The 11,810-nt window shown below is 67.3% G+C and carries 9 protein-coding genes and 1 pseudogene; 9 read left to right on the top strand and 1 reads right to left on the bottom strand.

The genetic code is table 11. The features are described from left to right. Positions 1 to 257 precede the first annotated feature (257 nt). The 8 genes and pseudogenes from lpxD (at position 258) to PEM_RS04755 (ending at position 10,229) form a co-directional block, all read left to right on the top strand. Complete coding sequence (gene lpxD, locus PEM_RS04790) at positions 258 to 1,280, top strand: UDP-3-O-(3-hydroxymyristoyl)glucosamine N-acyltransferase (RefSeq protein ID WP_065177436.1); 1,023 nt, start codon at positions 258 to 260, stop codon at positions 1,278 to 1,280. Then, positions 1,277 to 1,735, top strand: a complete 459-nt coding sequence (gene fabZ / locus PEM_RS04785; RefSeq protein WP_005415845.1) for a 3-hydroxyacyl-ACP dehydratase FabZ — start codon at positions 1,277 to 1,279, stop codon at positions 1,733 to 1,735. The genes lpxD and fabZ overlap by 4 nt, the downstream gene beginning before the upstream one ends. Positions 1,736 to 1,751: 16 nt before the next feature. Then, positions 1,752 to 2,543 (top strand): acyl-ACP--UDP-N-acetylglucosamine O-acyltransferase, encoded by a 792-nt coding sequence (gene lpxA, locus PEM_RS04780; RefSeq protein ID WP_005415844.1) that lies wholly within the window; start codon positions 1,752 to 1,754, stop codon positions 2,541 to 2,543. Between the two features lie 92 nt (positions 2,544 to 2,635). After that, a pseudogene (gene lpxB / locus PEM_RS04775) lies at positions 2,636 to 3,799 on the top strand (lipid-A-disaccharide synthase); the annotation flags it as partial. Then, positions 3,796 to 4,455 carry a ribonuclease HII gene (locus tag PEM_RS04770; RefSeq protein WP_111127904.1) on the top strand — a complete coding sequence of 220 codons (660 nt, stop codon included), beginning with the start codon at positions 3,796 to 3,798 and terminating at the stop codon, positions 4,453 to 4,455. The pseudogene lpxB and the gene PEM_RS04770, both read left to right, overlap by 4 nt. Positions 4,456 to 4,638: 183 nt before the next feature. Further along, a complete protein-coding gene (gene dnaE / locus PEM_RS04765; protein WP_065177437.1) occupies positions 4,639 to 8,232 on the top strand; it encodes a DNA polymerase III subunit alpha in 3,594 nt (1,197 codons plus the stop codon). Positions 8,233 to 8,286: 54 nt separating this feature from the next. Then, complete coding sequence (locus PEM_RS04760; RefSeq protein ID WP_095378992.1) at positions 8,287 to 9,156, top strand: hypothetical protein; 870 nt, start codon at positions 8,287 to 8,289, stop codon at positions 9,154 to 9,156. Between the two features lie 113 nt (positions 9,157 to 9,269). Continuing rightward, on the top strand, positions 9,270 to 10,229 hold the full coding sequence (locus PEM_RS04755) for an acetyl-CoA carboxylase carboxyltransferase subunit alpha (protein ID WP_019659134.1): 960 nt from the start codon (positions 9,270 to 9,272) through the stop codon (positions 10,227 to 10,229). Between the two features lie 275 nt (positions 10,230 to 10,504). On the opposite strand, the gene PEM_RS04750 is transcribed toward PEM_RS04755, so the two are convergent. Continuing rightward, on the bottom strand, positions 10,505 to 10,960 hold the full coding sequence (locus PEM_RS04750) for a CopD family protein (RefSeq protein ID WP_053497082.1): 456 nt from the start codon (positions 10,958 to 10,960) through the stop codon (positions 10,505 to 10,507). Between the two features lie 187 nt (positions 10,961 to 11,147). Here PEM_RS04750 and PEM_RS04745 point away from each other — a divergent pair, with 187 nt between their 5' ends. Continuing rightward, positions 11,148 to 11,738: a class I SAM-dependent methyltransferase gene (locus tag PEM_RS04745; RefSeq protein WP_005415837.1), complete on the top strand. Its 591-nt coding sequence runs from the start codon at positions 11,148 to 11,150 to the stop codon at positions 11,736 to 11,738. The last annotated feature ends 72 nt before the right edge of the window (positions 11,739 to 11,810 follow it).

Genomic DNA, 11,810 nt, shown 5'->3' with positions numbered 1-11,810 from the left:
CGGGTGATACGGGACATAAGGGACCTCCAAGTGCGATCAAAGTATCGCTTCTTGGCGTCCGCTGACGGGGGGCCAGATCAGTGAGCCGCATGGATGCGGCGACCAAGGCTACATGGACGTACTTGCGCCGCCCCCCGCAGCCCCGCCCCGTCCGACCCAGCCCATGACACTGGCTCTGCCGGCCGTGAGGGGCCCTGCCGTTGGCTGCATATGCCCCACCGCATGACCGAAATGGCGCCACACGTTAAACTCCCGCCGTGAATACTCCCACCTACACCGCCCAGCAACTCGCCGAGCAGTTCGGCCTGCAGGTCCATGGCGATCCCGCTACCGCCATCCATGGCGTGGCTACCCTCGCCCATGCCGGTCCTGGCCAGCTGACCTTCCTTGCCAACCCGCGCTACCGCGCCCAGCTGGCCGACAGCCAGGCCTCGCTGGTGGTGCTGCGTGCCGACGACGCCGAGTCCGCTCCCGGCGCCGCGCTCGTCGCCAAGGACCCGTACACCACCTTCGCCAAGATCGCCGCGCTGTTCGACATCGCGCCGACCCGCCCGCCGGGCATTCACCCCAGCGCGGTGATCGATCCCAGCGCCCAGGTCGCGGCCAGCGCCCATATCGGCCCGTTCGTCTCAGTGGGTGCGCGCAGCGTCGTCGGCGAGAACTGCATCATCGGCACCGGCAGCGTGATCGGCGAGGACTGCAGCCTGGATTCCGGCTGTGAGCTGATCGCACGGGTCACCCTGGTCACCCGGGTCAGGCTGGGCAAGCGCGTGCGCGTGCATCCCGGTGCCGTACTCGGCGCCGATGGCTTCGGCCTGGCGATGGACGCCGGCAAGTGGATCAAGGTGCCGCAGCTCGGCGGCGTCCGCATCGGCGATGACTGCGAGATCGGCGCCAACACCTGCGTCGACCGTGGTGCGCTGGAAGACACCGTGCTGGACGAAGACGTGCGCCTGGACAACCTGGTGCAGATCGCGCACAACGTGCAGATCGGCGCGCACTCGGCCATTGCCGGCTGCACCGGCATCGCCGGCAGCGCCAAGATCGGCCGCTACTGCCTCCTCGGCGGCCACGTTGGCGTGGTCGGCCACCTCGAGATCTGCGACAAGGTCGTGATCACCGGCAAGTCGGTGGTCCGCAACTCCATCCATGAGCCGGGCGAGTATTCGTCCGGCACCCCATTGACCGACAACCGCACGTGGCGCAAGAACGCCGCGCGCTTCAAGCAGCTGGACGCATTGGCTCGCCGCGTTCTGGCTGCTGGCAAGGAGAAAGAATGAACGATTCGCTGCAGCTTCCGATCGACGTCTGCCAGATCCAGGAACTGCTTCCGCACCGCTACCCGTTCCTGCTGGTGGACCGGGTGCTTGAACTCGACGTCGAGGCCAAGCGGATCCTGGCGCAGAAGAACGTCAGCATCAACGAGCCGTTCTTCCAGGGCCACTTCCCGGGCCGCCCGATCATGCCCGGGGTGCTGATCATCGAAGCGCTGGCGCAGGCTGGCGGCGTCATGACCCAGCTCACGCTCGGCCGCGATGCGCAGTCCAAGCTGTTCTACATGGTCAAGGTGGAAAACGCCCGCTTCAACAAGCAGGTCGTGCCCGGTGACGTGCTGATGCTGGACGTGCAGATGAAGCGCCTGATCCGCAACATGGGCTGGTACTACGGCGAAGCCAAGGTCAACGGCGAAGTCGTCGCGTCGGCCGAGGTCATGTGTGCCGGCGCCAAGGGCTGATCCACTGGAGGCAGCAATGACTGACAACGCACCGCGGATCCACCCTACCGCCGTCATCGACCCGGCCGCACGCCTGGCTGACGATGTCCAGGTGGGCGCCTTCACCCTGATCGGCCCCGACGTTGAAATCGGTGCCGGCACGGTGGTGGGCCCCCATTGCAGCATCCACGGCCCGACCCGGATCGGCCGCGACAACCGCTTCGTCGGCCATGCCGCGATCGGTGGCGAGCCGCAGGACAAGAAGTTCGGCGGCGAGCGCACCGAACTGGTGATCGGCGATCGCAACGTGTTCCGCGAGTTCGTCACGCTCAACCGTGGCACCGGCGGCGGCGGCGGCATCACCACCATCGGCAACGACAACTGGATGCTGGCCTACACGCACGTGGCACACGACTGCCATGTCGGCAACTTCTGCGTGTTCTCCAACAACACCACTCTGGCCGGCCATGTGACCGTGGGCGACTACGTGATCATCAGCGGCTTCGCCGGTGCCCACCAGTTCTGCCGCATCGGCGCGCATGCCTTCCTCGGCATGGGCGCGCTGACCAATGGTGACGTACCGCCGTTCACCATGGTCGGCACCGATTCGCTGGGACGCCCGCGTGGCATCAACAGCGAAGGCCTGAAGCGGCGCGGCTTTGACGCTGACCGCATTTCGGCCATCAAGCGTGCGTACCGCACGCTGTACGTCGCGGGCCTGCCGCTGGCAGAGGCCAAGGTGCAGCTGACCGAACAGGCGCGTGACAGCGACGACGTGAAGGCGATGCTGGACTTCATCGAGCACGCCGAGAGGCCCCTGCTGCGATGAGCAGCTCGACCGGCCAGGCGCCGGCCGGCGCCGCGGTGATCCCGCTGGCCTCGATGGCCGGCAGCGTTCCCGCGCAGCGGGTGCTCAGCGAGCGCCCGTTGCGGATCGCGCTGGTTGCCGGCGAAGCCTCCGGCGACCTGCTCGGTGCGGGCCTGGTGCGTGAACTGAAGGCACGCTTCCCGAATGCCGAGTTCGCCGGTATCGGCGGCGATGCCATGCGCAGCGCCGGCTGCCAGACCTGGCACGATGCCAGCGAGCTGGCGGTGATGGGCCTGACCGAAGTGCTGCGCCACCTGCCGCGCCTGCTCAAGCTGCGCTCGGCGTTCCGCCAGCGTGCGCTGGACTGGCAGCCGGACGTGTTCATCGGCATCGACGCCCCCGACTTCAACCTGGGCATCGAGCGCTGGCTGAAGCAGCGTGGCGTGCGCACCGTGCATTACGTCAGCCCGTCGGTCTGGGCCTGGCGCGAAAAGCGCGCCGAGAAAATCGGCAGCAGCGCCGACCTGGTGCTGTGCCTGTTCCCGATGGAGCCGCCGATCTATGCCCGGCACGGCATCGACGCGCGCTTCGTCGGCCACCCGATGGCCGATGACATTCCGCTGCAAGGCAACCGCGAGGAAGCACGCGCCGCGCTCGGCCTGCCGGCCTCGGCCAAGGTGCTGGCGGTGTTGCCGGGCAGCCGCCTCGGCGAGATCTCGCGCCTGGGCGAACCGTTCTTCGAAGCCGCCTGGCAGGTCTCCGAACGCATTCCGGGCCTGCATGTGGTGGTGCCTGCCGCCAACCCGGCCTGCAGGCAGCTGATCGAAGAACAGCTGTCGCGCTCGGCGCTGCCGGTGGCCTACTCGCACGTGCTTGACGGCCAGGCGCGCAACGCGATGATCGCCGCCGACGTGGTGGTGCTGGCCTCCGGCACCGCGACCCTGGAAGCCATGCTGGTGAAGCGGCCGATGGTGGTCGGTTACCGCGTCAACGAACTGACCTATCGACTGGTCAAGGCGCTTGGCCTGATCAAGGTCGACCGCTTCGCCCTGCCCAACATCCTGGCCGGCCAGGACCTGGCACCGGAGCTGATGCAGCACGACTGCACGCCGGACAGGCTGGCCGCGGCCATCCAGCAGTGGTTCGACCACCCGCAGCGGGTGATCGACCTGCAGGACACTTATGTGCGCCTGCACGAGCGACTGCGACGCAACGCCTCGGCGCGTGCCGCCGATGCCGTCGGCGAGCTGCTGATGCGCGACCAGGCGCAGGCATGAGCCGCCGCCACGCCGCAGCAGCAAGCCTGGCCCTGTTTGACGGTACGGCAGTGGTCGAGCCGAAGCGCCTGGTCGCCGGTGTCGACGAGGCCGGGCGTGGCCCGCTGGCCGGGCCGGTGGCGGTGGCGGCGGTGGTATTCGATCCGTCACGGCCACGGATCAACGGCCTGGATGATTCCAAGCAGTTGACCGCTGCCCGCCGCGAGCAGCTGCATGACCGCATCGTCGAGCGCGCCCTGGCCTGGCATGTGGTGCTGGTGGACGTGGACACCATCGACCGCCTGAACATCTACCAGGCCACCCTGCAGGGCATGCGTGACGTCGTTGCAGCGGTCGCCCACGTGGCCGGCTTCGCCCGCATCGACGGCAACGTGGTGCCCAAGGGCCTGGTACTGCCGGCGCAGGCGCTGGTCGGCGGCGATGGCATCGACCGCGCGATCATGGCCGCCTCGATCCTGGCCAAGGTCTCGCGCGATCGCTACATGCAGGACGTGCACGCCCGCCACCCCCAGTATGGGTTCGAGCAGCACAAGGGCTATGGCACTCCGGCCCACCTGGCCGCCCTGCGCGAGCACGGCCCCTGCGTGGAGCACCGGCGCAGCTTCGCCCCGGTGCGCGAGTGCCTGGAAGCGCCGGCTGTCGCGGCCATCGCCTGAGCCTGCTCGGCGCTACAGGAGGCGGCCTCCCGCACGCCTGAATCCGGCGCCACGCCGTGCCCCTGTCAAGCCTTGTGGCAACCCCCTGCCCTCGCTACCCTGACCGGGCATTCCAGCGCTTCCCGACCCCGGCGACGAACCTCCGTCAGCACCCGGGGCCCGCGCGCTCCAACCTGGTCCGGCATGTCCAACTCCCGCTTCGTACATCTCCACGTCCACACCGAGTTCTCGCTGGCGGACTCGACCATCCGCGTGCCGGCCAAGCCGGACCAGGCGGACCCGAAGAAGGCCAAGCAGGCCAACCTGCTGTCGCGCTCGGTGGAGCTCGGCCTGCCCGCGCTGGCGGTGACCGATCTCAACAACCTGTTCGCCCTGGTCAAGTTCTACAAGGCGGCCGAAGGCGTGGGCATCAAGCCGATCGCCGGTGCCGACGTGCTGATCGCCGAGGAAGGCCAGGACCCGTGGCGGATGACCCTGCTGTGCCGCGACCGCGAGGGCTACCTGAGCCTGTCGCGGCTGCTGACCCGCGCCTGGATGGAAGGCCATCGCCCGGAAGGCGGTGTGGCCATCCACCCGGACTGGCTGAAGGCCGGCAACGCCAACCTGTTCGCGCTGGCCGGCCGGCAGAGCCTGGCCGGGCGCCTGGCACTGGACGGCAAGCATGAACTGGCCGAGCAGCAGCTGGCCGACTGGCAGCGCGTATTCGGCGATGGCCTGCACCTGGAGCTGACCCGTACCGGCCGCGAGGGCGAGGAAACCTTCAACCAGTTCGCGCTGATGGCCGCTGGCCAGCGCGGCCTGCCGGTGGTGGCCAGCAACGACGTGCGCTTCCTGTCGCCGTCGGATTTCAGCGCGCACGAAGCGCGCGTGTGCATTTCCACCGGCCGCGTGCTGGACGATCCCAAGCGTCCGCGCGAGTACAGCGACCAGCAGTACCTGAAGTCGGCCGAGGAGATGTGCGCGCTGTTCGCCGACATCCCCGATGCGATCGACAACACGCTGGCGCTGGCCGAGCGCTGCAACATCGAGATGCGGCTGGGCACCTACTTCCTGCCCAACTACCCGGTGCCCGACGACGAGACCCTGGACACCTGGATCCAGAAGATGTCGCGCGACGGCCTGGAAGAGCGCCTGGAGAAGAATCCGCTGGCGCCGGGCAAGACCCGTGAGGAGTACTTCGAGCGCCTGGAGTTCGAGCTCAACACCATCATCAAGATGGGCTTCCCCGGCTACTTCCTGATCGTGGCCGACTTCATCCAGTGGGGCAAGAACCAGGGCATTCCGATCGGTCCCGGCCGTGGTTCGGGTGCCGGTTCGCTGGTGGCATGGGCGCTGAAGATCACCGACCTGGACCCGCTGCCGTACAACCTGCTGTTCGAGCGATTCCTCAATCCCGAACGCGTGTCGATGCCCGACTTCGACATCGACTTCTGCATGGACCGCCGCGACGAGGTGATCGACTACGTCGCCCGCAAGTACGGGCGCGAGCGCGTCAGCCAGATCATCACCTACGGCACCATGGCCGCCAAGGCGGTGGTGCGCGACTCCGGCCGCGTGCTCGGGTTCCCGTACGGCCTGGTGGATGGCGTTTCCAAGCTGATCCCCAACATCCTGGGCATCCACCTGAAGGATGCGCTGGGCAAGGGCAAGGAAGGCCCGAGCTCGGAAATGGCCTCGCCGGAACTGATCCAGCGCTACGAGACCGAGGACGATGTCCGCGACCTGATCGACCTGGCGCTGCAACTGGAAGACCTGACCCGCAACGCCGGCAAGCACGCTGGTGGCGTGGTGATCGGGCCCGAGCCGCTGAGCGAGTTCTGCCCGCTGTACGCAGAACACGACGAAAATGGGCTCGGCAAGAACCCGGTCACCCAGTTCGACAAGAACGACGTGGAAGAAGTGGGCCTGGTGAAGTTCGACTTCCTCGGCCTGCGCACGCTGACCATCATCGACTGGGCGGTGAAGGCGATCAACAAGCGCCACGAACGCGCGGGCATTCCGCCGGTCGACATTGCCGCGATCCCGCTCGACGATGCGCCCACCTACAAGGACATCTTCGCCAATGGCAACACCGGCGCGGTGTTCCAGTTCGAATCCTCGGGCATGCGCCGCCTGCTGAAGGACGCGCGCCCCGACCGCTTCGAAGACCTGATCGCGCTGGTGTCGCTGTATCGCCCCGGCCCGATGGACCTGATTCCCTCCTTCAACGCGCGCAAGCACGGCCAGGAAGAAATCATCTATCCCGATCCGCGCACCGAAGCGATCCTGAAGGACACCTACGGCATCATGGTGTACCAGGAGCAGGTGATGCAGATGGCGCAGATCGTCGGCGGCTACTCACTGGGCGGCGCTGACCTGCTGCGACGCGCGATGGGCAAGAAGGTGCCGGCGGAAATGGCCAAGCACCGCGAGATCTTCCGCGAAGGCGCAGCCAAGGGCGGCGTCGACGGCCCCAAGGCCGACGAAATCTTCGACCTGATGGAGAAGTTCGCCGGCTATGGCTTCAACAAGTCGCACGCCGCTGCATACGCACTGGTCAGCTACCAGACCGCCTGGCTGAAGCGCCATTACCCGGCCGAGTTCATGGCGGCCACGCTGTCTTCGGACCTGGACAACACCGACAAGGTGGTCGGCTTCCTCGACGAGGTGCGCAACCTCGGCCTGACCGTGCTGCCGCCGAAGGTGAACCAGTCGGCCTTCATGTTCGAAGCGGTCACACCGGACACGATCCAGTACGGCCTGGGCGCGATCAAGGGCGTCGGCCAGGGCGCCTGCGAAGCGGTGGTCGAGGAACGACTGAAGGGCGGACCGTTCAAGGATCTGCTGGACTTCTGCACCCGCGTCGGCTCGGCCAAGCTCAACCGGCGCACGTTGGAAGCGATGATCAACTGTGGCGCGCTCGATGAGCTCGGCCGCAACCGTGCCTCGCTGATGCTGCAGCTGCCGGAAGTGATCAAGGCCACCGACCAGATGGCACGCGAGCGTGCGTCCGGGCAGAATTCGCTGTTTGGCGGGCCCGATCCGAGCACCGTGTCGATCCAGCTGGACCTGCCCGAAGCCGAAGAATGGCCGCTGCTGCAGCGCCTCAACGGCGAGCGCGACACGCTGGGCTTCTACCTCAGCGGCCACCCGTTCGATCCCTGGCGCGACGATGTGCGCGACCTGGTCGGCAACGACCTGGGTTCGGTGGAGAAGATCTGGAGCGCCAACAGCGGCGGCGGCGGCGGTGGAGGCGAGAAGCGCTGGCGCCCGGAAGTGCAGACCGTGCTGGCCGGCCAGGTGGTCGGCGTGCGCCGCAAGGGTGAGAGCCAGATCTTCATCCAGCTGGAGGACGGTCGCGGCCGCGTGGAGTGCAGCGCGTTCTCCGATGCGATGGCCGAGTTCGGCCACCTGATGACCAAGGACCGCATCCTGGTGGTCAAGGGCGGCCTGCGCGAGGACGAATTCAACGGCGGCTACGCACTGCGCATCCGCCAGTGCTGGGACTTCGACGAAGTCTGCGCCAACTACGCCACGCGGCTGTCGTTGCGCCTGGACCTGCGCCAGCAGCGCCCGGTCTGGGAGCGCATCAATGCCCTGCTCGACCGCCATCGCCCGGGGCGGACGCCGCTGCGCCTGGACCTGCTGCTGAAGGGCCCGCACGGCGGTGTCGCCGGCATGCTGGATGTCTCCGGGCAAAGCGCAGTGCGCATCGATTCCAAGCTGATGGAGGCGCTGCGCGCCGACCCCGCCGTACGTACGCTGAAGGTGCGCTACAGCCCGCCGTGGGCCAGCTGAGGCTGGCTGCTTCGTGTTCCAATTTTCCGTTCCAGACATCAAGGACGATCGCCAATGAAGACCCTGCTGTTCCCGTTCGTTGCCGCACTGGCGCTGGCCGCCTGCTCGCCGTCGAAGATCGAGTTCCAGATCGACAACCCGACCGACACGCCGCTGGCGCTGAGCATCGACGGCCAGGACCTGCCGGTGGCCGCGCACGGCTCGCGCCCGGTCTCGCTGGCCGTTGGCGAGCATCGCCTGCATACCGACACGCTCGGCGACGTGCGCTTCATCGTCTACGTCGACGGTCGTGGCGGCCTGATCAACCCGACCCTGAGCGAATACGTGATCGCACGCGAGGTCTACGTCACCGACGAGAGCAAGCTGAAGAACTTCGGCACCGGCAAGGCTGGCATCGAGCTGGGCGGCGTCGACTTCGAGGGCCCCTTCGAGAAGCACCACGAACTGTTCATCGACAAGACCTGGACCTACGGCGTGCGCGAACCGTTCCCGAAGGAAAAGGTGGTCGCCCACGTCGATTCCAGTGGTGGCCAGATCGTCGCCAAGGTGTTCACGGCACCGGATTTCATCGCCTACGTCGAGGAAGGCATGGGCGAGCCGGGCGCGTTCAAGCGCGAACAGCCGGCCGGCTACGTGGCCCCGGCATACAGCCTTGAACCGGCACCGGCCAGCCTGCCGGCGCTGGCACCGGCCTTCGAGGCGCATGCCGCGCCGCTTCGCGAGGTCTACGCGCGATGGCTGAAGGCCACCACCGCCGATGAACAGAAGGCCCTGCGCAAGCAGGACTTCGCTGCGCAGATGGCCTTCACCTCGGCCACTGCCACCCTGGGCAGCGGCCTGGGCCGGGAGGCCAACGAGGCCTACAACGACTTCGTTTCCCAGCGCAGCCAGTTGATGGGCCGCAGTGCCCTGGTGGTGCCCTGAGCTGACTGGCGCCGCCTGCCCGGCTGCGCTACCGTCGCCTTCCAGACGAAGGCGTACGGGTGGTTTGCACGCATTCGGCTAGAATTGCCCCCTTCTTTACACGACGGCTTCCGATGAATCCGAACTACCTCGACTTCGAGCAACCCATCGCCGACCTGGAAGCCAAGATCCAGGAACTGCGCAACGCCAGTGCCGGGCCGGCGGTCAATGTCGAGGCGGAAGTGCACGCGCTGCAGGACAAGCTGCGCATGCGCACCGCGCAGATCTTCCGCAACCTGACCTCGTGGCAGGTGCTGCAGCTGGCCCGGCACCCGTCGCGTCCGTACACCGCCGACTACATCCGCGTCATGTTCGATGAGTTCCAGGAGCTGGCCGGTGACCGCGCCTTCGCCGACGACAAGGCGATCATGGGCGGCCTGGCCCGCATCAATGGCCGCGCGGTAATGGTGATCGGCCACCAGAAGGGTCGCGACACCAAGGAAAAGATCAAGCGCAACTTCGGCATGCCCAAGCCGGAGGGCTACCGCAAGGCGCTGCGCCTGATGAAGATGGCCGAGCGCTTCGGCCTGCCGGTGCTGACCCTGATCGACACCGCCGGTGCCTGGCCGGGTATCGACGCCGAATCGCGCGGCCAGTCCGAAGCGATCGCGCGCAACCTGATCGAGATGGCCGAGCTGAAGGTGCCGATCATCTGCACCGTGATCGGTGAAGGCGGCTCCGGCGGCGCGCTGGCGCTGGGCGTGGGCGACCGCACCGTGATGCTGGAATACGCGGTGTACTCGACCATCACCCCGGAAGGCTGCGCCTCGATCCTGTGGAAGGACGCCGGCAAGGCCAAGGAAGCCGCCGAGCAGCTGGGCCTGACCGCGCCGCGCCTGAAGAGCCTGGGCCTGGTCGACAAGGTCGTGCGCGAGCCCACCGGCGGCGCCCACCGCAATCCGACCCAGATGGCCAAGCGCCTGAAGGCCGTGCTGCTGAACGAACTGGACGCGCTGGACAAGCTGTCCACCGAACAGCTGCTGGAGCAGCGCTACACCCGCCTGCGCAGCTACGGCACGTACGAAGCGGCCTGATTCATCGGCTTGATACTTTCTTGCTCATGCAAGAAAGTAACCAAAGAACACGCCGCCGAACGCGAACCGGTGCTATGCACCGGTTCCCTGCGCTTCTCGGTGAATCAGGGGACGGCGCCGAACTCGCTGCGCTCAGACATCGGCGCCTCTTCGCCCCTGTTTCACCTGCGATGCTCGGCTCGCTCATGGCGGACCTGAACATCAAAAGCCACAGCTGCACCCAGTAGATCCACGCCATGCGTGGATGCATCTGTGCGATGCGCTGCGCGCCCCGTTCAGAACGGCTTGGCCAGCACCAGCCACACGATCGGAATGAACGCCAGCAGCGGGATCTCGTTGATCCAGCGCAGCGCGCGCGACGACGGCAGCGCCCTGCCCTTGGCCACGCCCTTCAACAGACGGCCGATCCAGCTGAAATACACCAGCAGCACCACCACCAGGCCCAGCTTGGCGTGCAGCCAGCCAGCGCCGCCCGGCGCGACCATGGTCGGGAAATCCGGGATGACCTTGTAGCCCAGCCACAGCACCAGGCCCAGCACAAAGGCCAGGCCGAACATCGAGTGGCCGAAACGGTACAGGCGCAGGCCCATCAGCTGCAGGCGCTCGGTCACCGCCGGCTGGCCTGCGGTCTCGGCCAGATTGACCAGGATGCGCGGCAGGTAGAACACCGTGGCCATCCACGCCACCACGAACACGATGTGGAAGGTCTTGACCCAGTAGTAGCTCTGCATGCGCTCGCTCCGGCGGCTGGCGTAGATGGGCGCCTATTGTCGCAGTAGAGCCACCTCATGGGTGGCTGCCGCGTCCAATCGCCGCATCAGGACAGCCATGCGTGGCGTGGCTCTACTGCGGGTCCGCCACACCCGGGGGCGCAACGCCGTACGATAGGCGCCGTTTCCCCCGACCGCGCACCGCCCCATGGACAAGACCTACGACGCCGCCTACTTCCAACGCTGGTACCGCCGCGCCGACATCGGCGGCAGCGCCCGCCTGGCGCGCAAGGTCGCGTTGGCCGTGGCCAGTGCCGAGTACTACCTGGAACGACCGATCCGCAGTGTGCTGGACATCGGCTGCGGCGAAGGCGCCTGGCGCGCACCGCTGCTGAAGCTGCGTCCGAAGGTCGAATACCTGGGCTTCGACAGCAGCGAGTACGCTGTGCGCCGCTACGGCCGCACCCGCAACCTGCACCTGGCCAGCTTCGGCGACTTCGCCTGGCTGCGGCCCTGCGCCCCGGTCGACCTGCTGGTGTGTTCGGACGTGATGCACTACGTGCCCGACCGCGAGCTGCGCGCCGGCCTGGCCGGCGTGGCCGAGCTGACCGGCGGTGTGGCCTTCCTGGAGACCTTCGCCGCCGAGGACGCGTTCGAAGGCGACCACGACGGCTTCCAGGCCCGCCCAGCACGCTGGTATCGGCGGACGCTGGCCCGGCACGGCCTGCAGCCGGTAGGGTCGCACTGCTGGCTGGGCCCCGCCCTGGCAGGCGATGCCGCCGCGCTGGAACGGATGTGAATCCGGATTCATTATTTTCAGCCAACTTAACCTGCGGGACACCCGGATGGGATATGCTGCGCGGCAACATAT

The sequence above is a fragment of the Stenotrophomonas sp. Pemsol genome (genome assembly GCF_003586545.1).
GTDB classification, from domain to species: domain Bacteria; phylum Pseudomonadota; class Gammaproteobacteria; order Xanthomonadales; family Xanthomonadaceae; genus Stenotrophomonas; species Stenotrophomonas sepilia.
Note: the sequence above shows the minus strand (reverse complement) of the source record. Positions and strands in the feature narration are given on the sequence as shown.